Below are 25671 nucleotides of genomic sequence, written 5' to 3'. Positions count from 1 at the left end.
AAATGCTATTGATCAGTGGCAATTTAGTAAAGCATTTGCAGCAGAATCACCCAGTAAGCGATTATATTTATTAGCTGAACCAGTTAGTTTTTGCGTAGAAGGGCGGTTTTTATATCGCTATATAAATTATGCTTTTAATAGCGCCCAGTCAGATGCGCCTAGCTTACAAGTACCCCCCGGTGTTAAGCGAGATTTATTGGGGATTTATATTGCAAATAACCTAGCAAGCAACTTGTTTTTTACCATAGAGCCGGTGGCCTTACAGCGAAATGCTGTACTTAATGTTAATGCACAAATGCGCTTTAACGAAGCCGAGGTAATGAACTTTAACCATGAGGTGCATGTGCCAAATGTACCTTAATAATTATCAGCAAATTACCCGCTCACCCACAAAGCAACAAGGTAATTTAATTGTTGTGTGTTTAGTGATTATTGTTGCCTTATTAGCACTTGGCTTAGCATTAGTTAAAGTGCTGAGCGGGGCCGCGCAGCAAAATACTATAGAATATTATGGCGCGCGAGCATATATGGCGGCACAAAGTGGTTTAGAAAGCGGTTTAACCGAATTATTTCCGCTTAATAGCGCTGCACAAAATTGTGCCTTAGTTACTACAAGCCGAACCTTTAAAACAAATTACTTATCGTTTTGTGATGTATCTATTAGCTGTACAGAGTACCTGGATTTACCCGATAGCAGTGCGCGCTCGGGAACGGTTAATATTTATTATTTACAAAGTAGTGCTACTTGTGCGCCAATTGATTGCCCATTGGGGGATGCATGTAGAAAAGATTACTGGCAAACGCAACGCACATTAAGTGTAGAGGCTAAAACGTTACCATGATAAAAAATACTCTCGTGCTTATATGCTTAGCAGCATTTTTATTTAGTAATAACAGCAATGCTGCAGCACCTAAAATTGAAGGGCGTTTTATTGAATTACAAAATACCTACACATCACCGGTATGGACAAAGGTTAATTTCCAGCAGCAATATATAACTCCTCCAGCTGTTTTTATGCTTTCAACTAACCAAGGTGGTAACCCAGCAATTATTCGAGTTAAAAATATCACCACTACCGGGTTTGAAGCGCTTCCTTGGAGCCCTCCGGTGAGGATGGTGCGCATATTAATATGGGCGCACATTATTTAGCGGTGGAATACGGGGTTCATGAGTTCCCCGACGGCACCATTATGGAAGTAGGGAGCACCGATTTACAGCTAGAGGTACAATATGGTGCCAAATCTGGTTTTTCTCCATTTACTCCAAAGGGCTATAAGCCGCTTACTTTTTCCCATTCGTTTACCCAGCGGCCAAATTTATTTCATTCACTACAAACGCTTAATAGTTTAGATAGTAACCCTCCAGCACAAGCTTTGGTGCCCTTTTTAACTATTGCGGTAGAAACAGCCTCGTTATCTACCAGCGGAGTAAATATTGCTCTAGAAGCTTCTGAAACGGCATTCGGTATAATTAAAAGCGAAAAAGTAGCATATTTAGCGGTAGAGCCCAGGGCTAATCGCTTATTCACAGATGATAATGACGTGGAAGTTATTTGGGAGAGCTTTTTTACTGGTTTTGCTGTAGATGGTTGGAACGATGGATGTAATTATTTTAATTTTATTAATCGTTATTCGCAATCGCCTTTAGTTGTTGCAAGTAAAAACTCGCGTGTAGGGGACGATGGTGGCTGGTTGCGAAGTTGTAACTTAAGAGCTAACCGAGTCGGGTTGGTGGTCGATGAAGACCGAGATGGCGATAATGAGCGCTCTCACCCTAAAGAAGAAGTATCTATTTTAGCCATGACTAGCTCGTTTGTTTCTAGCGGCGAAATTTTAAGTTGTGACACCTTATTTCCAGGCGCGCTATCTACTTATAATGATGGTTTGGTGCAGTTAGTCCAAGGCGTTAAAGTAACAGACAATAACGCGCAATTTATTACGACTACTAATTTAACGTCTTTGGCACTAACTGATCCTGCGTTATGTAACGGCCAAGCTTGTTTAGCAAGTGGCAATAACTCTTTAACACCTAGCCAGGCAGCTCAAGTACCTACAGTGGTTAACGATGGCAGCTCTGTGGCACCAGTACCAGCCTCTTTAGCAGGAGATTATTTTTATGATGAGTTGCAGCTTGCTATGCTGGAGGATCAATACAGAGTAACGGCTCCTACGCGTATTTTTTTAAAAAACACGAGTTCGTTACTCTCAACCTCATTTTTAAATATAGGTAAAACCAATATAGTAGTAGATTCGGGAGCGTATCTTGCTATTTATGTTGATGGTGCAATTGCGATTGCCGCCAATGCCAATATAGCTGCTTATATTGTTGCTACCGGCGAGGTAAGAATAGCGCAAAATGTAACATACGAAGGCTCTATTACCTCAGGCACACAAATTATTACCGAGGGTAGCTCTACTTTCGATGCCATACCAGTACCAGATAATATTCCAGGCTTTTGTGGTATTTATAAACCTATATTGCTAGATCATTATCGAATATCAATGAGTGATAACCAAGGACTGACTTGCCAAGCTAAAGATATGGCATTAACCGCCTGCGCAAATGATACTTGCGATGTTTTGTTTGATCAGCCATCAAGCTTAAATTTATCGCCAGATAATGGTGGTAAGCAGAGCTGGGTAACCGGTGAGAACATCAGCTTTACTGGTACTACTAATATACAGTTTGCAAAACGTACCACTGGCAGTGCCACAATTGGTTATAACACAGCAGATCCATCTGCGCCGTTACGTTGTTATATTGGCGGTAAAAATGTTGGTTTAAGTGGCTGTAAAGTGGTGTTTTCGGACGCGGGTTTTATTTTTAAAAATGAAAGCGATAACAATACAACAATTCCTACCCAACTATCAGGTAAACCTTCAAATACAGGATTTAATGCAAAAGCATTAGCAATTCAAGCTGTAAAAACGAATACCGCCACGGGGGCGTGTGAAGCAGCGTTTCCTGTGGGGGCAGAAGTTGCTTTAGATTTAGCCTATACCTGTAGCGCAGGAGTAAGTTGCTCTGATCCAGTGCAGCTTAGCAATAATAAAGTATACGCGATTGAACAAAGTTATAAAGCAGTGCCATTACAGTTTGATGATGAGTCTAAAGCGCAAATAGTAATAAATTACCCCGATGCAGCACAGCTTAGCCTTAATGCTAAAACTAATTTAATACTGGATCCGATTACTAACTTGTCGGTTAATTTAACCGGTAGCTCTAACGAGTATGTAGTAAAACCTTTTGGCTTGGCTATGAGCTTACCCAATGATGGGTTTGCAACAGATGCCGCGGGTAGCTTGTTTAAATTAACCGGAGAGACATTTGATTTAAAAATGAATGCGGTGCAATGGCGTGCAGGTCAAGACAACAACAACGATGGCTACCCCGATAACTACAGTGAGATTACTAACAACCCTATTGCTAAACATTTTATTAATGAGCAACCTTTAGTAACAGCGCAATTAAAGCTGCCCATGGCAGGTACTTCTGGAACACTTGCAGTCGTCAACACTGTTGCATTTAAAGATACAGGTAGTTTAAGTGAGTCAATTTCACAATATAGTTATGACCAAGTAGGGATTATTGATTTAATTGCTGGGCTAAACGATGGCGATTACTTTGGTGCGGGTGATGTTAAAGGCGAGCTTTATAATGTAGGCCGTTTTGCGCCATCGCAATTTAAAATAATAGGAGTGCAAGCTGCGGCCCAGTGTACTGATTATGGGAGTAATTTAACCTACCTCGAACAGCCATTTGAACTTGGCTTTACAGTGCAAGCACAAAACCAAAATAATCAGCTAATGAGTAATTACAGGGCTGGGTTTGATAAGTCGGTAGTGCAAGTTAGTGCTGAAAATAATGAAGCGGGTAATTACGTGCCAGCAAGTAGCTTTGCCAGTCGCCTAGTTAATTTAGGTGAAAACAATTGGGGCGATATCAATGACGGGCAATGGCAGGTGAATCAAAGCAATGTTACCTTAAAAAGGCTAGGAGTTGATCAACCCGATGGCCCATTTGCTATGGTTAATTTAATGGCCACACTTACAAATATTGAGCGCGCTACATTAATTGATGCAAACGACAGCCCTAATACACAGGTAACCTGTAGCTCTAATTGCAACAGCGTACGACTAAACAGTGTGCCTATTGAGTTTAGGTTTGGCCGCTTAGTGTTAGGTAATAATGCAGGCTCAGATTTAGATCGATTACTCATCCCCATGGAGTCTCAATATTGGGATGGCAATGGGTTTGTAGTAAACAGCAATGACAACTGTAGTGTATTTCAACACCCTAAATTAAGCCAAGTATTGCCAGCTAGCCCAGTATTAACATATGAGTATGGTAATGGTGCAGCAGGGAAGTTAGAGGCGGGAGGATATCCAGTAAATAACGGTATTTATGCAAAGCCTAATGGCTCAGGAACATTCACTTTAGAATATAATACCTATGACTGGCTAAAATGGGATTGGCAAGGTGACCAATCTCAGCTGAATCCTTATGCTATTTTACAATTTGGCCACTTTCGAGGGAATGATCGGGTTATTTACTGGCGTGAAACACGTGAATAGTTGTAAACTTAGATAATAATTGAACAAAGCTTGTGTTTTGTGCTTCAAGTACATAGCATAAGGCTTTATTTTAGAAAAATAATAACGACCAAATAATTGCCGCTTTTTGGGACTGAATATATGCGAATTACTCCTTTATCTCTGTTAATTTCAGCTAGTTTGTTGGCTAGTAGTGCATTTGCACAAGACACAGCAACAGTAACTGGAATTGAATCTGAGATTAGTACAAAACAGATCGACTATGACAAATCTACAACAATACTTGATAAACATTTAAAAGAAGAAAGCCAACTGCAAACCCAGTTGCAACTTTTGCGTTCACGTTCAACCGAGTTAGATAAAGAAAAAAACCAAGCACTCGACGCGATGAATGAAATGTACCGTCGTTTAATTGATGATCCTAGCATTGATATAACCGCTGCTCAGGCGCGTTATCAAAAAGCTGTGGCCGATCACAAGCAAAATAAAGATGATATTTCTATGCAGTTGGCGGCAATTGCATCCCACCGTAAAGACATTGAGCAAATTCGTGTGGCTAAACACACGCTTTTAAACACTTTAGAGAGCTTAAAAGAGCAGTTAACTACCGCCAGAGTAGAGCGTTTACGTAACGAATTTACCCGCGAAGGCACGTTAGAGGTTAATCACACAATTAATTGTAAGCGTACCGAAACACTTGCAGCGTGTGAGCAACGCGGACAGCAAATGGGGTTACAAAAAGCGACTAAGCGTTTTGTTGACCAAATATTTGCTAACTTAACTGAAGAGCGTTTAGTTGAACCCAAACGTAATTTGGCCGGTGCTCAGGTACAAATTTTAAGTAGTCATGTGGTAAAAAGTGCATTTAGTGGCCAAGGCAATTATAACGTTAATTTAAGCGTTACTATGCGTGGTGAAGTTAACAGTAGCCGTTTATGTAACTTATTAAGCATTGATAACCGCTACTGCTCTGAGTACGGCACGCCCATGGCGGCAACATATCAGCCTACTTACAGCACAACTTTTTCAGATAGTCAGTTAACATTCAGTAAGCACGCGGATAATGGCAACGTTTCGGCGGCTCGTTTAAACGAGCAACCAGTGCGTGATTATGCAGTAAAGCCTATGGTAACAAACAGCTCGGTTATTGCTAATAACGATAAAAACCAAGCAGTAGAATTAACGCTACGCTCAAACGTATACGACGACGAAGTGTTTATTGATGGGGTTAGCTTTGGCTCAACCCGCTTAGTAACCCGCTTACCGCGAGGTGTGCACAATATTGAAGTGCGCAAGCTTGGTTATAAACCTTATCAGGTACGTGTTGATTTAAATAAAGCACAAACCGTGCATGCCAACTTAGTAAAAAAGCCAGAGTCGATTGCTGCACCGACATACACGCGTGAGCAACCTGAGCAAACAACTCGTAAAGTGAGTGACAACATCAGCGTATTAAACGCTAATGTAAAAACTTCAGTAGTTGTTATTCCGGCAGGTAAATTTAAAATGGGCGATATTAATGGCAATGGTTTAGCCAATGAGCGCCCAGTTGTTGAAAAAGTAATTGCCAACTCTTTTGCTATGCAAAGCAAAGAAGTGACAGTAGGTGAGTATGAGCAGTTTGCTGCTAATACAGGCTACAAAACCCAAGCCGAGCAAGGTAAAGGCTGCGCCTATTATTTAAATGGCGAACCCGTATGGGAAGCTAATTTAAATTGGCGTAATCCTGGGTTTGAGCAAACAAGTGATTTTCCGGCTGTTTGTTTAACTTATAGCGACGCTAAAGCGTATGCTGATTGGTTGTCAGGGCAAACAGGTCAACAGTTTCGTTTACCTAATGAGGTTGAGTGGGAATACGCTGCACGCGCAGGTAGTCAAACAGAATACCCTTGGGGTAACGATATTGGTAAAAATTTAGCGAATTGTGGCTGGTGTGGTAGTCAATGGTCAAACAAGAGTGCTGCACCGGTAGGATCATTTTCTCCTAATGCATTTGGTTTATACGATACCGTAGGCAATGTATGGGAATGGACTAACAAAAACTCGGGTGAGTCGGATGTTGCGGTTAGAGGTGGAGCGTGGAATTTTGCGCCTAGCCTTGCACGTGCCTCAACGCGATTAATATTAGCGCCCGACTTTAGAGCTAACTACATAGGTTTTCGCTTAGTGCGCGAACGATAAATAGGAAGCTTTGCTTCCTTTTTTAACTAAATTACAAAGGCAGCTGTGCTTAATATCGCTCATTATATTAGCGTATTAAAGTGAAAGCAGCTTAAATAAGAACGTATTTCAAAGGTCATCCAGCCTCATGTTTAAAAAACTCCGTGGTATTTTTTCAAACGATCTATCGATCGACTTGGGTACAGCCAATACCCTCATTTATGTAAAAGAAGAAGGCATAGTACTTAACGAACCATCAGTGGTTGCTATTCGTCAAGAGCGTGCTGGTGGGCCTAAAAGCGTTGCTTCAGTAGGTACTGAAGCAAAGCAGATGTTAGGCCGTACGCCTGGTAACATTAAAGCTATTCGACCAATGAAAGACGGCGTAATTGCCGATTTTTATGTTACCGAAAAAATGTTACAGCATTTTATTAAGCAAGTGCATAACAATAACTTTATGCGTCCAAGTCCACGTGTACTTATATGTGTGCCTTGTGGTGCAACCCAAGTAGAAAAACGTGCAATACGTGAATCTGCAATGGGAGCGGGTGCTCGCGAAGTGTATTTAATTGAAGAGCCAATGGCTGCGGCAATTGGTGCAGGTTTACCGGTATCAGAAGCCACAGGTTCTATGGTTGTTGATATTGGTGGCGGTACTACCGAAGTGGCTATTATTTCGTTAAACGGCGTAGTTTACTCCTCGTCGGTACGTATTGGTGGCGATAAGTTTGACGAGGCAATTATTAATTATGTGCGTCGTAACTTTGGTAGCCTAATAGGCGAAGCTACTGCTGAAAATATTAAGCATCAAATTGGTTCTGCTTTTAAAACCGATGAACCAGTCGAAATTGAAGTGCGTGGCCGTAATTTAGCCGAAGGCGTACCGCGCTCATTTATATTAAACTCGCACGAAATTCTTGAAGCGCTACAAGAGCCATTAATGGGAATTGTTAGTGCTGTAATGGTTGCCCTTGAGCAATCACCGCCAGAGCTAGCGTCAGATATTTCAGCGCACGGTATGGTGTTAACCGGTGGTGGTGCATTACTAAAAGATTTAGATCGTTTATTAATGGAAGAGACTGGTATTCCAGTTGTGGTTGCTGATGATCCGCTTACATGTGTTGCCCGTGGTGGTGGTAAAGCGCTTGAAATGATAGACGTGCACGGCGGTGATGTATTTAGTTACGACTAATGAAATCAATGTTTGCACAAACCGTTTCCTTGCAACTGCGACTCTTTGTCGCAGTGCTTTTGAGTGTCATACTGATTATTGGCGATAAGTACACCGAAGGTGGAACAAGCGTTCGTACTAGTTTAAATACACTGGTTAGCCCATTAATTTATGTGGCTAATTTACCCTACGAAGTATTTAGCTTTGGTGCAAAAAGCTTACATACCCGCGATCAATTACTTACCGAAAATGAAGCGCTGAAAAAAAAGCAAATGCTGCAAAGCGAGCAGCTACAGCAGTACCAGTTTTTGAGCAGAGAGAATCAAAAATTGCGCGCCTTATTAGGCTCATCGGCTAAACCGTCAAATCGTAAAATTATTGCGCAAGTACTGTCAGTTCATTCAAACCCGTATAGCCATCAAGTTGTTATAAACCGAGGAACCACCAATGGACTTAGCGAAAGCCAAGCCGTAATTGATGATATGGGTGTAGTAGGGCAGCTTACCAAAGTAGGCTCAACCACCTCACGCGTGTTATTAATGACCGACACTACCCACGCTACGCCAGTACGTATTTTACGTAACGATGTGCGTACAGTGGTTGAAGGCATAGGTAAAATTAATGTTGTTAAACTCTCTCATGTACCGCATAGCCTAGATGTACGTATTGGCGATGTATTAGTGACCTCAGGTCTTGGAGGCATCTTTCCGGAGGGCTACCCAGTTGCCGTAGTTACTGAAATAAATCGCGATGAAGGCCAGCCGTTTGCACAAGTTTATGCAGAACCCATAGCGCAGCTAGATCGTATTAGATTATTAGTAGTGCTGTGGCGAAATCAACAGGAGCAGGTTAGCGATGATTAATCGTTATTCGTTGTTAATTGCACTGAGCATTTTTTTTGCGTTAGTAATGGCTTTGATGCCGTTACCGTTTTCGTTTGAGCCCTTTCGTCCTGACTGGGTGCTATTGGTATTAATGTATTGGTCACTTGCTGTGCCACATCGTTTAAATATAGGCACCGCATGGATTGTAGGCTTATTAATAGATTTAGCTTCTGGTTCGCCGCTAGGGGTTAATTCACTTACTTATTCAATCTGTATTTTTGTTACCGCCAGTAATTTTCAAAAAATCCGTAACTTTTCGCTATGGCAACAAAGCTTATTAATTGGCTTATTTTTAACTCTCTATCACTTAATGCAGTTTTGGCTAAATCACTTTTTATTGGGTGTGTACTTTAGCCCGCAATACTTATGGCCTGTGCTTACAGGTATGTTGAGTTGGGTATGGGTGTTTTTATTACTGCGTAAATACCGTAGACATTTTAGGATCAGATAATGACCAACGCCGTATACTTGGCATCTGCCTCGCCTCGCCGTAAAGAGCTTTTAACGCAACTAGGAATCGAATTTACACAGTTTAGTGTTGATGCCGACGAGAGCCAACTCCCCAATGAACTACCTTATGATTATGTAGAGCGCTTAGCGCGTTTAAAGGCGCAGTCGGGTGTAGCACTTGGTTATACCGATCGCCCAGTGCTAGGCAGCGATACCGTAGTGGTTATTGACAATCAATCGCTAGGTAAGCCTTGTGATGAAAATGACTTTACCCATACATTAAAGCGCTTGTCGGGCAATACTCACCAGGTATTAACCGCGGTTGCTTTTGCAACAACAGATAAGGTGCTTAGCTGCGTAGTAAGTACTAATGTTACTTTTAAAACCCTCAGCGATGATGAAATACATACCTACTGGCAAAGTGGCGAGCCACAAGATAAAGCAGGAGGATATGGTATTCAAGGCTTAGGCGGTCGATTTGTTACTCATATTTCGGGTAGCTATTTTGCTGTAGTAGGCTTACCTTTATACGAGACCGAACAATTATTACAAACATTCTTAAGAGGCTAGCATGAGTATAGAATTACTAATTAATGTCACGCCAAGTGAAAGCCGTGTTGCCCTAATAGAAAACGGTGTTCTACAAGAAATACAATTAGAGCGAATTGGCAATTTAGGGATTGTTGGTAATATTTACTTAGGAAAAATTAGCCGTGTTTTACCCGGCATGCAAGCCGCCTTTGTTGATATAGGCCTTGAAAAAGCTGCATTCTTACACGCCTCAGATATTGTAAATAGCGCCTCTATTGTTGAAGGTGTTGACGATACCCCGATAAAAAAAGTACAAGATATTCGTGAGTTAGTTCGCCAAGGGCAATATATTATGGTGCAAGTGGTAAAGGATCCACTGGGTACTAAAGGCGCGCGTTTAACTACCGACATTACCATACCTTCTCGCTATTTAGTGTTTATGCCCGACGCCACCCACGTTGGCGTAAGCCAGCGTATAGAAACAGAAGAAGAGCGTGGCAGATTAAAGAAAATCGTTGCTGAATACAGCGATGAAAACGGCAGCTTTATTGTGCGAACCGCCGCAGAAGGCGCAAGCGAAGCCGAATTAAGGCACGATGCTGCATTTTTACAAAAATTGTGGCAAAAAGTGGTGTCACGCCGTAAAAAAACCAGTAAAGCCAGTATCTTACATGAAGACTTAACCCTTGCTTTTAGAACGCTACGTGACTATGTGGGCGAAGACATGGAACGCATTAGGGTTGACTCTAAACTAACCTACCAAGAGCTTAAATTATTTACCGAAGAGTTTGTGCCAATTTTGTCGCAAGTGCTTGAATATTATCCGGGTGAGCGCCCCATTTTTGATTTGTTTGATGTTGAAAACGAAATACAAAAAGCGCTGCATCGTAAAGTAACCCTTAAATCGGGTGGCTATTTAATTATCGATCAAACCGAAGCGATGACCACGGTTGATGTTAATACTGGTGCATTTGTTGGTCATCGTAATTTAGAAGAAACTATTTTTAATACCAATGTTGAAGCAACTTCTGCTATTGCGCGTCAGCTTAGGCTGCGTAATTTAGGTGGTATTATTATTATCGATTTTATCGATATGGTAAGTGAAGATCATAAACGCCGCGTAATGCATTCGCTCGAATCGGCATTAGCAAAAGATCGTGCTAAAGCTAATATTAATGGCTTGTCGGCATTAGGTTTAGTAGAAATGACCCGTAAGCGCACCCGCGAAAGCTTAGAACATATATTATGTGATGTTTGTCCTGCGTGTTCTGGTCGTGGTTCACAAAAAACAGTAGAAACAGTGTGCTACGAATTACTGCGCGAAATAGTGAGGGTTAATCGTGCTTACGATGCAGATAAGTTTGTGGTTTATGCCGCGCCAGCGGTATGTGAAGCATTACTAAACGATGAATATCATAACTTAGCCGAGTTAGAACTATTTATTGGCAAACAGGTCAATATTCAAGTTGAGAGTTTATACAGCCAAGAGCAGTTTGATGTGGTAATGATGTAATGAAAGCAAAAGCGGTCTGTTTTTTTTGTTTTAGAAAGTTATGGCAAACGTGTGCCATAATTTTAGTGTTACTGGCCGTGACTGTTTCTATTTTAAAATATACCCTACCTTATGCAAACGACTATAAAGATAATATAGAGAACTACCTACATACCAAGTTTGATATTAGTTTATCAATCGGCTCTATTTCAGCAAGTTGGCAAGGTAGCGGGCCTGCTTTAGTGCTCGAAAACCTATCATTTAAAGACAACCAAACTGCACCTATTGCACTCACTATAGCTAAAACCAGCTTAGAGCTTAACTTGTGGGAAAGCTTAAAAACGCTGCAATTAAAGTCAAACTACTTTGTAATAAATGGCTTTCATACCAGTATTAAAGTAGCTAATTTATTTGCCAAAAATGAAGGCGAAGTGTCGTTTGAGCAAAAAGAGCTAATAGAAGAGCTATTTTTGGGTGACACAGGCCACTTCGCAATAGAAAACTCCAGCATTAACTTTATTTTAGAAGACGGTACTGAGCGTAAGTTACTGTTAGAGAATATTGTTTGGCAAAATCAAAATAAGCAACATTTAGGTAGCGGTAGCTTAGCATTACCGGGTATTTCGGTGGGAAGTTTTGATGCGCGAATTGCACTCAAAGGCGATACTATTGAAAAAATGGCAGGCGACATGTATGTGCAAGCTAATGAGGTAGATGTATCTAACTGGTTAGCGCAATATATTAATACCGAAAAACAGCAACTGCACAGCAACATAAACTTACAAGCTTGGTTAGAGCTTAATCAAGGTTTAGTGAGTGATGTTAAAGTACAGTGGTTACCTAGTTTTGCACGTTGGGAGTTGGCTGGAGAGAAACAACAGCTGAGCCTAAGCGAAGGGGGATTTCATTTATTTCCTGAACAAAAAAGCTGGCGGTTGAAAAGCACGGGTTTAGCGTTTAATAGTAATGATAAAAGCTGGCCGAGTTTAGAGTTTGAGGCACTGCTGGGTAAGCAAAATAAAATTTGGTTACAGCAAGTTGATATAGCGCTACTTAGCGATTTAGCCGAGCTGACTAACTTTAATAACCTAACGCCATTTTTACAGCGCCAACCTAGTGGGCAAATAAAGCAAGCTTACTTAGACTATACCAATAGTGAGCAATGGCAGCTGTGGTTTGAAGCCGATAATATTGGCTGGCAAGAGCAGCACGCAATACCTGCCGCACAAGAACTGCGAGTTAGTGCTCTGGTTAATCAGCAATACGGGCGAATTACCCTGTTTGGTGAAAATAACAGCCTAATTACCGGTGATAGTTTTAGCCAAAATATAGATTATGAGCAATTAAATATAGAGCTCAATTTAGCCAAGCGCAGTAATGCTTGGCACATTAGTAGTGACAATATTTGGTTTAATAATGATGAAGTAACCTTTGCTGCAGAAATGCAGCTTAGCTTAGGCGACGAACCGCGTTTAGATTTATACGCCGAAGCATTTGCACCCGACGCGAGTATTGCTGGGCATTATTTTCCTTTAAAAGCGATGAGCCCTGAATTAGTTAGCTATTTAAATGGCGCTATAAAAGGCGGTGAAGTGTCAAAAGCACAAGTGCTTTTTGCAGGCCCGCTAACAGGCTTTCCATTTAGTGACGGCTCTGGGCAGTTTGATGTGTTAGCACAAATAGATAACGCCACTTATCAGTTTGATCCCGACTGGCCTGCAGTTACTAACGCCAGCGCCCAGTTACATTTTGCCAACGAGCGCATGGATATTTATAGCCAGCAAGGCAAGTTAGTAAATTTAGCTGTGGGCAGTAGTGTACGCGTTAGCATTAGCGATTTAATGCATGCCGATGAGCTAGTAGTTAAAATAGATAAGCAAGCCGAGATTGAAAAAATGCACGACTTTTTTGCGGCCACGCCACTTGCCAGCCCGCTTGCTGAAATTTTTAAAATTGTGCAAGGTAAAGGCGAAGCTAGTGCAGATATAGAGCTGTTAATTGGTTCTAAATTTGCTAATGGTGCAAGTGTGAGCGGCAAAGTAAATTTAATGGACTTACCTGTTTATATTGCGACTCCAGGCATTGAACTGGATAACTTAAACGGCGAGCTGCATTTTAAAAACAATGAAATAACCCTCACTAATGCCACTGCAACATGGTTGGGCATGCCACTCAATATTAACTATGACAGCAAAAGTATTGAGCAAGATTATCGCGCCAATATAAACATAAAAGCGCAGCTAGATGCCGAGACTCTTATTGCGAGCGGCCAAGGGTTATTAAAAAACTACCTTAGCGGGAAAAGTGCAGCCGATATTGGTTTAGTGCTTAACTTTACCGAACAAGGGTTTGATTATCGTGCGCAAGTAACCTCGTCATTAATTGGTTTAAGCAGTACTTTACCGGGTGACTATGCTAAAAGCAGCGAGCAAGCATGGCCACTCAATGCAGTTATTCAAGGCGATAATATATCTAACTTAATTACCGCTAATATAAAGCAGCTATTTTATTTTAACGCCATTTTAGATAACGCCAACACCCACTTTAATAATGCTCATTTTGTTATCGGTAAAAATGATTTAGGGCTTAATAAAAAAGATTTAGCGGTTAGTATTAATTTACCACAAACCGATTTGCTTCCGTGGCTAGAGTTAATTGAGCAAATTATAAATGTATCTAAGCAAGGCTCAGAGCAAGCATCAGCTAGTGTTATGCCACCACTGCATGAAGTACTTGCTAATATAGAAAAACTTAATATTAGTGACGTGCAATTTAATGACTTTGAAATGCGCTTAGCACCTACCCAAAACGATTTATACCTAAAGTTAAATGCTAAAGAGTTGCGTGCAGGGGTGCTAATTCCTATCTCACAAGCCAGCCAGCCGATTCGAATTAATAGCGATTATTTAAGGATTAACTTTATTGAACCTGCAAACGTTAAACCAGTTGCAAGCACAGAAACAGCCGATGACGTAAGCTGGCTTACTCAGCTACCCGCAATAGAATTTGAATGTGGCGACTGTAAGGTGAGTCAGTATCAGTTAGGTAAAGTAAGCGCGTCTTTATTGGGGGATGGTAAGCGGCTTGTTATTTCTGAGTTAGTGGTTGATAAGAACGATCATATTTTACGCACCCATGGGCAGTGGCAAAATGGCCAAACGCAACTCAGCGGTGAGCTTAAAAGTGAGGATATAGGCGCATTATTTAATGAGTTTGACTTAACCACCGCAATTAAAGATTCAAACGCAACCATTAACTATAATCTTGCATGGCAAGCAGCCCCGTATAACCTTGATGTAGCAAGTCTGTCGGGCAATATTGATTGGCGTTTAGGCGAAGGACATTTAACCGAGGTTAGTGATGGTGGCGCGCGGGTGTTCTCGTTACTGAGCCTAGATTCACTAGTGCGTAAATTAAAACTCGATTTTAGAGATGTGTTTTCCAAAGGCTTTTTTTATAACAGCATGCAAGGCACAATGCAGCTTGATAAAGGCATTGCCTACACTCAAGATACTAAAATGGATGGCGTACCAGCCGACTTAACCATTAAAGGTTATGCTAATTTAAATACCCTAGAAATAGACTACGACCTAGCGGTTGCGCCGCAAGTAACCTCCAGCATACCTATAATAGTAGCTTGGATGGTTAACCCCGTTACCGGCCTTGCTGCGCTTGCTATAGATAAAGTGATTCACTCGGCGCGCGTTATTTCCGAAATAAACTTTAAAGTAACCGGTAAAATGAACGACCCGCAAGTACAAGAACTTGACCGTAAAAGTCGTGAAGTAACGCTACCACAAGCGGCGCAAAATCAGCCTCAAGCAGCAACAAAGCTTAAACTAAAAGACGCTGAGGTGAGCGTTACCCAATGAGAAATAGCCAATGAGTGCTACCTTATGAGTGAAGCAATTCCGACAATTATTGCTCTGCAAATGTGCTCAGGGGTTGATCCTGAGCAAAACATACAAACGCTAGTTAATCAGTTACAACAATTACCCACTACAAGGCCACTATTAGTGTGCTTGCCTGAAGCCTTTTTAGTGTTTAGTAAATCGGGTAACGATACCTTAAAAGTGGCTAAGCATGCAGAGCGTTATAAGCAGCAGTTAAGCGAGCTGTGCCAATTGCATAATATTTGGTTAAGCGCTGGTACTATGCCAGAACCTTATAACGACAATAAATATTACGCCGCGTCGCACTTATTTAATGCCCAAGGTGAGCTCGTTGCCAGCTACAATAAAATGCATTTATTTGATGTAACAGTTGATGATTCAACAGCCAGCTATCGAGAATCAGACTTTACTCAAGCAGGAAATGAAGTTGTTGTTGTCGACTCTCCCTTTGGTAAAATAGGCTTAACAGTATGTTATGATCTGCGTTTTAGTACTTTATATACTCAACTTGTACGCCAAGGTGCAGAAGTTATATTAGTCCCTAGCGCCTTTACGGTAGTGACCGGACAAGCCCATTGGCAACCTTTATTGGCGGCTCGTGCAATAGAAACACAATGTTATGTGATTGCTGCAGCGCAATATGGAGCACATGAAAATGGCCGCCAAACCTATGGCCACAGTATAGTTCTGTCTCCTTGGGGAGATACATTAAGTGAGTTGCCCACGGGTACAGGTTTTATAAGCGCCACGTTAGATTTAAAGCAATTACACAAAATTCGACGAGATATGCCAGTGCAATCTCATCAACGATTTAGAGAGCATTTATTATGAATACGGTTGAACAGCATTTATTACACGACAGCCAGCTAAATCGAGAAGAACTCGAAAAAACGCTCGCCTACATTCATCAACATAAGGTGGATTACGCTGATTTATACTTTCAATCAAGTCACCATGAATCATGGGTACTTGAAGACGGCTTAGTAAAAGAAGGTTCATACAATGTTGAACGAGGCGTAGGTGTACGCGCAGTAAGCGGCGAAAAAACCGGTTTTTCGTACTCAGATGCAATCACCCTTGAAGCACTTAATAAAGCCGCAACTGCAGCGCGTAGTATTGCCGAGGCCGGTGAAAATAAATCAATTCAAGTATTTAGCGATGTAACTGCAAAGCAGCAGTTTGCCCCGCATCAGCCAATTTCAAGTATGAGCGATACCGATAAAGTAAATTTGTTACGAGAGCTTGAAAACTATATTCGTGAACTAGCACCCGACGCAGAGCAAGTAATAAGTTCAATGTCGGCCGTGTACGAAGAAGTACTTATTGCCGCTAGCGACGGTACTTTTGCCACCGATATTCGCCCACTTATTCGTTTAAATTGTTCAGTACTACTTGAAAAAAATGGTCGTCGTGAACGCGGTGGAGCCGGTGGTGGTGCGCGTTTAGATTATGGTTATTTTAAAGAGTTAGTAGAGGGTAAACCACGTTGGATGGAGTTTGCAGAAGAGGCAGTACGCCAAGCAAAGGTAAACCTAGAAGCTATTGATGCGCCAGCCGGAACCATGGAAGTGGTGCTAGGAAATGGCTGGCCAGGTGTATTATTACACGAAGCCGTAGGCCACGGCCTAGAGGGCGACTTTAACCGTAAAGGCGCATCGGCGTTTAGCGGAAAAGTAGGGCAAAAAGTAGCATCTGAGCTATGTACTGTGGTTGATGATGGCACTATGGCTGATCGTCGTGGCTCACTTAACGTAGACGACGAAGGCACACCTGCGGCCTATAACGTACTTATCGAAAACGGTATTTTAAAAGGCTACATGCAAGATAAAATGAACGCGCGCCTAATGGGCGTTAGCCCAACGGGTAACGCACGCCGTGAATCGTACGCACATTTACCTATGCCACGCATGACCAACACTTACATGTTAGGCGGTGAGCACAGCCAAGCAGATATTATCAGTAGTGTTAAAAAAGGCGTGTTTGCGCCTAATTTTGGTGGCGGACAAGTTGATATAACGTCAGGTAAATTTGTATTTAGCGCATCAGAAGCCTATTTAATCGAAAACGGTAAAATTACCCAACCAATTAAAGGCGCAACCTTAATAGGTAACGGCCCAGAAGTAATGCAGCAAATATCTATGGTAGGTAACGACCTTGCGCTTGATAAAGGCGTTGGCGTGTGCGGTAAAGACGGCCAAAGCGTCCCTGTTGGGGTGGGTCAACCTAGTTTGAAAATAGACAAGTTAACAGTAGGCGGAACAGCCTAATTACTGCTATTTGATTTAATAAAAGATAAAAGCAGCGCAGTGTTTGGACATAAGTAAAGGGTGTTGGCTTGCGATCACTAAGTGTGTGCTTTAAATAAGCTGGTATATAAACCTAAACATGGTTTGTATTTTGAGCTGAACCCTATTCACGGCTGCGCTTATCGTAGCCGTGTTTTTAATTACATGGTAGAATTTGCGCAATTTTTTGCAGCAAACAAAGTAGCACAGCAATGATCTTAGATGATATTCGCGTTGTTTTAGTTAACACATCACACTCAGGTAATATTGGCTCGGCGGCTCGCGCCATGAAAACCATGGGCTTATCAAAGCTTTATTTAGTCGACCCAGCGTGTGAAATCGACAGCCATGCCAGTGCATTAGCCGCTGGAGCAAGTGATGTTTTAGGTAATGCTGTGATTGTTGATACTGTTGCTGATGCAATTGCCGATTGCGCGTTAACTATTGGCACGAGTGCGCGCTCTCGCACACTATCTTGGCCTATGGTTGAGCCACGTGAATGTGGTGAAAAGCTAGTAAGCGAAGCTGTGAATGGCCCGGTAGCTTTGGTGTTTGGTCGTGAAAATAGCGGCTTGAGCAACGATGAATTACAGCTTTGCAATTATCATGTATGTATTCCGGCAAATCCAGAGTACAGCTCGCTTAATTTAGCTATGGCAGTGCAGACATTATGCTACGAAACGCGAATGGCGTTTTTAAATCAGCAACCTAAAATAGCCGAAGAAGATGACACCGTTTACCCTAGCTCAAAACAAACTGAGTTATTTTACGGGCATCTTGAAGAGACACTGTTTAATACTGGGTTTATCATTAAGCAGCACCCAGGCATGGTTATGACCAAGTTACGTCGTATGTTTAATCGTGCTCGCCCTGAAGATGCTGAAATGAACATTTTACGTGGTATTTTAACCTCTATAAATAAGTCGATACCTAAATAATAATGGTTATAGCAATTAGTTATAACAAGCTACGATTAAATAACGCGCTAATACTTGACTAAATTACTCAGGTAATTACAATAGGACGTAATACTTGAGTAAAACACTCAGGTATTACGTGTTTAGCTAAGAACTGGTTTTAAGTTTTAATACTTGACTAATTTACTCTGGTAATTAAAATTTGCACTCTTTTGTGCGGAGGGCGTTATGAAGTTAACATCAAAAGGCAGGTATGCCGTTACAGCTATGCTGGATGTTGCACTGCACACAGGTGTAGGTCCTGTTGCCCTTGCTGATATTTCACAGCGACAAGAAATTTCTTTGTCTTACCTTGAACAGTTGTTTGCCCGTTTACGTAAAAACGGTTTGGTAAGTTCTGTTCGCGGCCCTGGCGGTGGTTATTTATTGGGGCGTAAAGCGGACGCTATTTCTGTTGGTGATGTGATAAATGCAGTAGATGAGTCAGTTGATGCAACACGTTGCCAAAAAAGTGATATAGGTTGCCAAAGTGGTATGCGCTGTTTAACTCACAATTTGTGGTCAGAATTAAGCGCACGAATAGAAGAATTTTTAGATAATATTACCCTTGCTGAATTGGTAGAGAAATCTGATGTGAAAGAAATCGCATTACGCCAAGATAACAGTGTTAATGATGCAATTAAGCAGTTGGAAAATATTCAAGTAAGCTGTCAACTTTAAGGTTGACCTGCAGCGGAGAGAGAAATGAAGTTACCGATTTATTTAGATTACGCAGCAACCACGCCTGTTGACGAACGTGTTGCCAAAGAAATGATGCAATGCCTGACAATGGACGGTAATTTTGGTAATCCTGCGTCACGTTCACATAGGTTTGGTTGGCAAGCTGAAGAAGTGGTTGATCAAGCACGTACCGATGTTGCTGATTTAATTAATGCAGACCCACGTGAAATTGTTTTCACTTCGGGTGCAACTGAATCAAATAACCTAGCAATAAAAGGCGCAGCACAGTTTTACAAAAAGAAAGGTAAGCATATTATTACCGCTAAAACTGAGCACAAAGCTGTAATCGACACGTGTCGTGAGCTTGAGCGTCAAGGTTTTGAAGTAACCTATATGGACGTTGAAGAAAACGGCCTACTTGATTTACAAAAACTTGCCGACACTATGCGTGACGACACCGTACTTGTAAGCATCATGCATGTTAATAACGAGCTAGGTGTAATTCAAGATATCGCTACTATTGGCGAAATGTGTCGCGAACGCAAAATTATGTTCCACGTAGATGCAGCGCAAAGCGCAGGTAAAGTATTAATTGACGTACAACAGCTTAAAGTTGATTTTATGTCATTCTCAGGCCACAAAGTATATGGTCCTAAAGGTGTTGGTGCACTTTACGTTCGTCGTAAACCGCGCGCTCGCCTAGAAGCACAAATGCACGGTGGCGGCCACGAACGTGGTATGCGCTCTGGCACACTTGCTACGCATCAGTTAGTGGGTATGGGTACAGCGTTTAGAGTTGCTAAGCAAGATTTCGAAAAAGACCATGCACATATAAGCGCCCTACGTAAGCGCTTAATTGACGGTATTATGAGTGATATGGAAGAAGTGTACTTTAACGGTACACAAGACCAATCAGTACCAGGCATTGTAAATATCAGCTTTAACTTTGTTGAAGGTGAGTCGTTACTAATGGCAGTAAAAGACATTGCAGTATCGTCAGGTTCAGCCTGTACGTCAGCAAGCTTAGAGCCTTCTTATGTTTTACGTGCACTAGGGCGTAACGACGAATTAGCACATAGCTCAATTCGTTTTAGTATTGGTCGTTTTACCACCGAAGAAGAGATTGATTACACCGTTGAGTTAATGAAAAACTCTATCGGTCGCCTACGTGAAATGTCTCCACTTTGGGAGATGCATCAAGAAGGTATTGATTTAGATTCAGTTGAATGGGCTCACCACTAATAATAGTGCGAGTACATACCTAGCAGGTAGTGAGGATAGAATTATGGCTTACAGTGATAAAGTAATCGACCACGTAGAAAACCCACGTAACGTAGGTGTTTTAGACAAAAATGATCCGTCAGTGGCAACGGGTATGGTAGGCGCACCAGCATGTGGTGACGTAATGAAGTTACAAATTAAAGTATCTGCCGATGGTATTATCGAAGATGCAAAATTTAAAACGTATGGTTGTGGTAGTGCAATTGCTTCATCTTCACTGGTAACAGAGTGGGTTAAAGGCAAAACACTAGAGCAAGCAGCGACTATTAAAAATACTGATATAAGTGCAGAGCTAGAGTTACCACCAGTGAAAATTCACTGTTCAATTTTAGCCGAAGATGCAATTCAAGCAGCAATTGCAAATTATAAAAGTAAACAAGCGAAGTAAGAGAGTTCCATGGCAGTGACATTGACAGATGCGGCAGCAAACCGCGTACAATCATTTTTAGCAAATCGCGGTAAAGGTTTAGGCCTGCGCGTTGGCATTAAAACGACGGGCTGTTCAGGTCTTGCCTATGTACTTGAGTTTGTTGACGAGCTAAACGGCGACGACGAAACATTTGTAGCAAAAGGCGTTACCTTAATTGTTGATGCTAAAAGCTTAGTTTACATTGACGGCACGCAGCTCGATTACACTAAAGAAGGCTTGAATGAAGGGTTTAAATTTACTAACCCTAATCAAGCTGACGAGTGTGGTTGTGGCGAAAGCTTTACCGTTTAAATTTAAACGTGTTTTGAATACCTAAGTTACTTGGGTATAAAACAAGCCCTGCCAATAAACGTAGGGCTTTGTTATTTTTGAAATTAATTTCTGAATATTATTGGTTGAAGTTATGCGCTATTTTGAGTTATTTGCAATACCAGTTGACTACAATATTGATTTAGTAATAGTTAACAAGCACTACTTAGAGCTACAGCGTGCAGTGCACCCCGATCGCCATGCCAACGCCAGCAGTCGCGATAAATTAATGGCCGTGCAAAGCGCCGCAGAAATTAACGACGCACTACAAATATTAAAGCACCCAGTAAAGCGTGCCGAATATATGTTAAGTGAGTTGGGTGTCGATATTCGTGCTGAGCAACAAACCTTGCAAGATCCGGCATTTTTAATGCAGCAAATGGAACTTCGCGAAGAGTTAGAAGAGCTAACGTCAGCGAGCGATCCTGACACTGCAATCGCTAATTTTGAAAAGCAAATCAAGCAACTTAACGAACAATACAGTGCACAACTTGCACAGCAATTAGCAAGTAACGACGAGCAGCAATACCAAGCTGCTGCAGATAATGTTCGTAAACTAAAATTTGTTTATAAACTACGTGACGAACTAGAGCGTATTGAAGACAGTTTATTTGATGACTAATCACCTAACTTGCTAATTTATAAAGCAAGGTAAAGCGAGTTTAAAAAATATTATGGCATTATTGCAAATTGCTGAGCCGGGGCAGAGCGCGGCACCACATGAACATAAACTAGCCATAGGTATTGACCTAGGTACAACTAACTCATTGGTAGCCACGGTACAAAGTGGCGAAGCACGCACCTTAACAGATGACTTAGGTGAAGCAATGCTTCCTTCGGTAGTGCGTTATCAGGCGGGTGGGATCACTGTAGGCAGCGAAGCTGTAAAATCAGCAACGCAAGATCCCGTTAATACGCTAATTTCAGTTAAGCGCTTTTTAGGTAAAACCCAAGCAGAAATAGAACAAAGCTATGGGCAACTACCGTATCAATTTTGCCAGCACGATGGTGCACTTGCCATAGAAACAGCTGCTGGAAAAATCAGCCCAGTTAAAGCATCAAGCCATATTTTAGCTGCATTAAAAGCCCGTGCAGAACAAAGCTTTGGTAATCAAGAAATATTAGGTGCAGTTATTACTGTACCGGCATACTTTGATGACGCTCAGCGCCAAAGTACAAAAGATGCCGCTGAACTTGCAGGTATTAACGTACTGCGATTATTAAACGAGCCAACGGCAGCCGCTGTTGCTTATGGTTTAGACTCGGGTCAAGAAGGTATTATTGCTGTTTACGATTTAGGCGGTGGCACCTTCGATATATCAATTTTGCGCTTGCACCAAGGTGTATTTGAAGTATTAGCTACCGGTGGCGACTCAAGCCTAGGCGGCGATGACTTTGACTCACTGATTGTTGATTACTTAAAGCAGCAAACGGGTGTAACCACTTTATCTCCAGCGGTGCTGCGCTTATTTATTAATAAAGCTAAAGCCTGTAAAGAAGCATTAAGCCAATACTCAACTGTTAATGTTGGGCTTGAGTTTGATGATGAGAAACACATGGTTGAAGTGACCCGCGAAAAACTTGACGAGCTTGCGATACCACTCGTTAAAAAAACGCTTCGTTCTTGTCGCCGTGCTGTAAAAGATGCTGGTATTGAGAACGAAGAAGTGCTGCAAGTAATTATGGTGGGTGGCTCTACTCGCATGCCATTAGTTCGCAGCCAAGTTAGTGAGTTTTTTAATAAAGAAGCATTAACGTCAATTGATCCCGATCGCGTTGTAGCGTTAGGCGCTGCGTTGCAAGCAGACGTGTTAATAGGTAATAAACCTGATTCAGATATGTTGTTACTTGATGTATTACCACTATCGCTAGGTCTTGAAACTATGGGTGGCTTGGTGGAAAAAATTATTCCACGTAATACCACTATTCCAGTAGCACGTGCCCAAGAGTTTACTACTTTTAAAGATGGCCAAACAGCCATGTCGTTGCACGTACTACAAGGTGAGCGCGAATTGGTAGACGATTGTCGCTCTCTTGCTAAGTTTAGTTTAAAAGGTATTCCGCCAATGACTGCGGGTGCTGCACATATTCGGGTTACGTTTAAAGTAGACGCCGATGGTTTACTTAGCGTATCGGCAATGGAAAAATCGACAGGCGTACAAGCAGATATTCAAGTTAAACCGTCATTTGGTTTATCAGACGACCAAGTATCTAATATGCTAAAAGAGTCAATGAGCAACGCTAAAGGCGATATGCAAGCGCGTATGCTCAAAGAGCAACAAGTAGAAGCACTACGTGTAATTGAAGCACTAGAGGCATCACTTGCGAGTGACAGTGGTTTACTTGACGAAGCGCAACTAGCATATTTACGAGCTGAAATTGCAGAGTTGGTAAAAGTGCGTGAGAATGCGCAGCAACCAAACGAGATTAAAACCGCGATTGAAAAAATGGATAACGCCAGCAGCGATTTTGCCGCACGCAGAATGGATGCATCAATTAAAAAAGTTCTTACTGGGCAGTCAGTAGACAATATTTAAGAGAGATTAGAATGCCACAAATTATTTTTCTTCCCCATCCAGAATTGTGTCCAGATGGCGCTGCAATTGAAGCACCTAGTGGTCAAACGGTTCTTGATGTCGCCCTTAAAAATGGCATTAGCATTGCTCACGCATGTGAAAAGTCATGTGCGTGTACCACGTGCCACTTAGTGATCCGCGAAGGCTTTGATTCGCTAGAAGAAAGCGACGAGTTAGAAGACGATATGCTTGATAAAGCATGGGGCTTAGAGCCAGAGTCGCGCTTAGGTTGCCAAGCTATTATTAGAGATGAAGACCTAGTAGTTGAAATACCTAAGTATAACGTTAATATAGTTAATGAAGAGCACTAGCTTTTAACGATTAATATAATAAAAGCCGCTGTTTAATACAGCGGCTTTTTTGTTTGCAAACCGTAGGCGGGAGTTTACCTCGCGCACACAAAGCGCGGCATAAAACCCCGACTTGTATCTACATAGTGTTACCCGTAGGCGGGAGTTTACCTCGCGCAGATTTATATAAAAAGTTAGCCTTGGCTCTATGGCACGCATTAAAAGCTAACACCTTAAACGTAATTTGGAGGTTTATTTTGAGTAATCTTATTTTTTCTGACTCGTTTATTAATGGTGAATTTTATAAAACAGACACACACTTTAGTGTTGATGATCCTGCTACCGAAAAAAGCATTGTTGATGTAAGCGATATTGATGAGCAGGGTGTGAATAATGCAATTGTTGCAGCTCAAAGCGCATTTGTTAAATTAAAAGCAACCAATGCTACGCAGCGAAGCGAAACCTTGATGCGCTGGTATGAGCTAGTTATAAAACACAAGCAAACGCTTGCAGAGTTAATGACCAAAGAGCAAGGTAAACCACTTAAAGAAGCATTGGGCGAAATAGATTACGGCGCAGGCTTTATAAAATGGTTTGCCGAGGAAGCTAAGCGCAGCTATGGCGATGTTATACCTGCTACCGACAACACCCATAGGTTAACCAGCTTTAAGCAGGCTGTAGGAGTTGTTGCAGGGATCACGCCATGGAATTTTCCTGTTGCTATGATTACGCGTAAAGTTGCCCCCGCCTATGCAGCCGGTTGTAGTTTTATATTAAAACCTTCAGAGCACACCCCATTATGCGCTATTGCACTTGCCTATTTAGCCGATCAAGCAGGGTTTGAAAAAGGGGCATTTAACGTCTTAGTATCGCAAAATGCTAAAAAAGTAGGAAAAATACTAACCGACTCTGAGATAGTGCGTAAGTTTACTTTTACCGGATCAACGGGTGTAGGCAAGCAGTTATTAGCGCAATGCGCAGGTACTATTAAGCGCACTTCTATGGAGCTTGGAGGAAACGCACCTTTCATTATTTTTGATAATGCTGACCTCGATGCAGCTATTGAGGGGTTAATGGCTGCTAAGTTTAGAAATAGTGGGCAAGCTTGTGTTGCTGCAAACCGTATCTTTATTCAGCGTAATATTATTGATGCGGTACTAAATAAACTAACCCCTAAGGTGGCTGCTTTAAAAGTCGGTAATGGCTTTACAGCAGATGTTGATATCGGCCCGCTTATTTACCCTAAGGCAAAAGAAAAAGTACAGCAGCTAGTACAAGACGCACTAGATAAAGGGGCAGTATTGATTGGTGATAACAGTGATTTAGGTGGCAGCTTTCAAAACCCGTTGATTGTAAATAACGTCACTACCGACATGGATATTTACCATGAAGAAGTATTTGGTCCAGTATTAACAATTATTCCTTTTGATGATGAAAGCGAAGTACTTACTCTAGCAAACGACGTACCTTACGGCTTAGCCGCTTATTTTTACAGCCAAAATATTAAGCAGGTTTATCGCATTAGCGAAGGTCTTGAGTTTGGCATGATTGGTGTAAACGAAGGTGTTATTTCTAACCCTGTAGCGCCATTTGGTGGTGTTAAGCAATCGGGCCTTGGCCGTGAAGGGGGGCACCAAGGGTTAAATGAGTACCTAGAAGAAAAATACGTGTGTATTAAAATTTAAACCGTTTATATGCTCTTGGCGGCTTGCAGTAAAACAACTTCAA

22 protein-coding genes are annotated in these 25671 nt (G+C 41.7%); all 22 read left to right on the top strand.

Annotated features, from left to right (window positions below; translation table 11 throughout):
- Positions 1 to 196 precede the first annotated feature (196 nt).
- The 22 genes from I6E78_RS18590 to I6E78_RS01255 all read left to right on the top strand — a co-directional run bounded on the left by I6E78_RS18590 (position 197) and on the right by I6E78_RS01255 (position 25628).
- A complete protein-coding gene (locus I6E78_RS18590) occupies positions 197 to 361 on the top strand; it encodes a hypothetical protein (RefSeq protein ID WP_231617918.1) in 165 nt (54 codons plus the stop codon).
- Positions 351 to 842 carry an agglutinin biogenesis protein MshP gene (locus tag I6E78_RS01350; protein WP_231617917.1) on the top strand — a complete coding sequence of 164 codons (492 nt, stop codon included), beginning with the start codon at positions 351 to 353 and terminating at the stop codon, positions 840 to 842. The genes I6E78_RS18590 and I6E78_RS01350 overlap by 11 nt, the downstream gene beginning before the upstream one ends.
- Positions 839 to 1150, top strand: coding sequence for an H-type lectin domain-containing protein (locus I6E78_RS18585; RefSeq protein ID WP_231617916.1), 312 nt, complete (start codon positions 839 to 841; stop codon positions 1148 to 1150). The genes I6E78_RS01350 and I6E78_RS18585 overlap by 4 nt, the downstream gene beginning before the upstream one ends.
- The gene (locus tag I6E78_RS01345) at positions 1132 to 4575 is read left to right on the top strand and encodes a DUF6701 domain-containing protein (RefSeq protein ID WP_231617915.1); all 3444 of its coding nucleotides are present in this window, start codon (positions 1132 to 1134) and stop codon (positions 4573 to 4575) included. Before I6E78_RS18585 ends, I6E78_RS01345 begins: the two co-directional genes overlap by 19 nt.
- Positions 4576 to 4695: 120 nt before the next feature.
- Positions 4696 to 6735, top strand: coding sequence for an SUMF1/EgtB/PvdO family nonheme iron enzyme (locus I6E78_RS01340; RefSeq protein WP_089368786.1), 2040 nt, complete (start codon positions 4696 to 4698; stop codon positions 6733 to 6735).
- Positions 6736 to 6862: 127 nt separating this feature from the next.
- Positions 6863 to 7906, top strand: a complete 1044-nt coding sequence (locus I6E78_RS01335) for a rod shape-determining protein (protein ID WP_197181822.1) — start codon at positions 6863 to 6865, stop codon at positions 7904 to 7906.
- Entirely contained in the window at positions 7906 to 8748 is an 843-nt protein-coding gene (mreC, locus tag I6E78_RS01330) for a rod shape-determining protein MreC (protein WP_193038917.1), read from the top strand. Before I6E78_RS01335 ends, mreC begins: the two co-directional genes overlap by 1 nt.
- The gene (mreD, locus tag I6E78_RS01325; RefSeq protein ID WP_089368784.1) at positions 8741 to 9220 is read left to right on the top strand and encodes a rod shape-determining protein MreD; all 480 of its coding nucleotides are present in this window, start codon (positions 8741 to 8743) and stop codon (positions 9218 to 9220) included. Before mreC ends, mreD begins: the two co-directional genes overlap by 8 nt.
- Complete coding sequence (locus I6E78_RS01320; protein ID WP_011329324.1) at positions 9220 to 9789, top strand: Maf family protein; 570 nt, start codon at positions 9220 to 9222, stop codon at positions 9787 to 9789. The genes mreD and I6E78_RS01320 overlap by 1 nt, the downstream gene beginning before the upstream one ends.
- Position 9790: 1 nt before the next feature.
- Entirely contained in the window at positions 9791 to 11263 is a 1473-nt protein-coding gene (gene rng, locus I6E78_RS01315) for a ribonuclease G (RefSeq protein WP_011329323.1), read from the top strand.
- On the top strand, positions 11263 to 15114 hold the full coding sequence (locus tag I6E78_RS01310; RefSeq protein ID WP_197181821.1) for a YhdP family protein: 3852 nt from the start codon (positions 11263 to 11265) through the stop codon (positions 15112 to 15114). Before rng ends, I6E78_RS01310 begins: the two co-directional genes overlap by 1 nt.
- Positions 15115 to 15138: 24 nt before the next feature.
- Positions 15139 to 15966 carry a carbon-nitrogen hydrolase family protein gene (locus tag I6E78_RS01305; RefSeq protein ID WP_192531540.1) on the top strand — a complete coding sequence of 276 codons (828 nt, stop codon included), beginning with the start codon at positions 15139 to 15141 and terminating at the stop codon, positions 15964 to 15966.
- Complete coding sequence (tldD, locus tag I6E78_RS01300; RefSeq protein ID WP_011329320.1) at positions 15963 to 17402, top strand: metalloprotease TldD; 1440 nt, start codon at positions 15963 to 15965, stop codon at positions 17400 to 17402. Before I6E78_RS01305 ends, tldD begins: the two co-directional genes overlap by 4 nt.
- A 230-nt stretch (positions 17403 to 17632) precedes the next feature.
- Positions 17633 to 18358, top strand: coding sequence for a tRNA (cytosine(32)/uridine(32)-2'-O)-methyltransferase TrmJ (gene trmJ / locus I6E78_RS01295; protein WP_011329318.1), 726 nt, complete (start codon positions 17633 to 17635; stop codon positions 18356 to 18358).
- Between the two features lie 207 nt (positions 18359 to 18565).
- Complete coding sequence (gene iscR, locus I6E78_RS01290; protein ID WP_011329317.1) at positions 18566 to 19057, top strand: Fe-S cluster assembly transcriptional regulator IscR; 492 nt, start codon at positions 18566 to 18568, stop codon at positions 19055 to 19057.
- A 24-nt stretch (positions 19058 to 19081) separates the two neighbouring features.
- Complete coding sequence (locus I6E78_RS01285; protein WP_011329316.1) at positions 19082 to 20299, top strand: IscS subfamily cysteine desulfurase; 1218 nt, start codon at positions 19082 to 19084, stop codon at positions 20297 to 20299.
- 43 nt (positions 20300 to 20342) lie between these two features.
- Complete coding sequence (gene iscU, locus I6E78_RS01280) at positions 20343 to 20726, top strand: Fe-S cluster assembly scaffold IscU (RefSeq protein ID WP_011329315.1); 384 nt, start codon at positions 20343 to 20345, stop codon at positions 20724 to 20726.
- Positions 20727 to 20735: 9 nt separating this feature from the next.
- A complete protein-coding gene (iscA, locus tag I6E78_RS01275) occupies positions 20736 to 21059 on the top strand; it encodes an iron-sulfur cluster assembly protein IscA (RefSeq protein WP_197181820.1) in 324 nt (107 codons plus the stop codon).
- A 112-nt stretch (positions 21060 to 21171) separates the two neighbouring features.
- Positions 21172 to 21699, top strand: a complete 528-nt coding sequence (hscB, locus tag I6E78_RS01270) for a co-chaperone HscB (protein WP_041454584.1) — start codon at positions 21172 to 21174, stop codon at positions 21697 to 21699.
- A gap of 52 nt (positions 21700 to 21751) precedes the next feature.
- Positions 21752 to 23614 (top strand): Fe-S protein assembly chaperone HscA, encoded by a 1863-nt coding sequence (gene hscA, locus I6E78_RS01265; protein ID WP_011329312.1) that lies wholly within the window; start codon positions 21752 to 21754, stop codon positions 23612 to 23614.
- Positions 23615 to 23625: 11 nt separating this feature from the next.
- A complete protein-coding gene (gene fdx / locus I6E78_RS01260) occupies positions 23626 to 23964 on the top strand; it encodes an ISC system 2Fe-2S type ferredoxin (RefSeq protein WP_011329311.1) in 339 nt (112 codons plus the stop codon).
- A gap of 236 nt (positions 23965 to 24200) precedes the next feature.
- The gene (locus I6E78_RS01255; protein WP_182683885.1) at positions 24201 to 25628 is read left to right on the top strand and encodes an NAD-dependent succinate-semialdehyde dehydrogenase; all 1428 of its coding nucleotides are present in this window, start codon (positions 24201 to 24203) and stop codon (positions 25626 to 25628) included.
- The last annotated feature ends 43 nt before the right edge of the window (positions 25629 to 25671 follow it).

The sequence above is a fragment of the Pseudoalteromonas sp. NZS127 genome (assembly GCF_015864805.1).
Classification (GTDB): domain Bacteria; phylum Pseudomonadota; class Gammaproteobacteria; order Enterobacterales; family Alteromonadaceae; genus Pseudoalteromonas; species Pseudoalteromonas nigrifaciens.
Note: the sequence above shows the minus strand (reverse complement) of the source record. Positions and strands in the feature narration are given on the sequence as shown.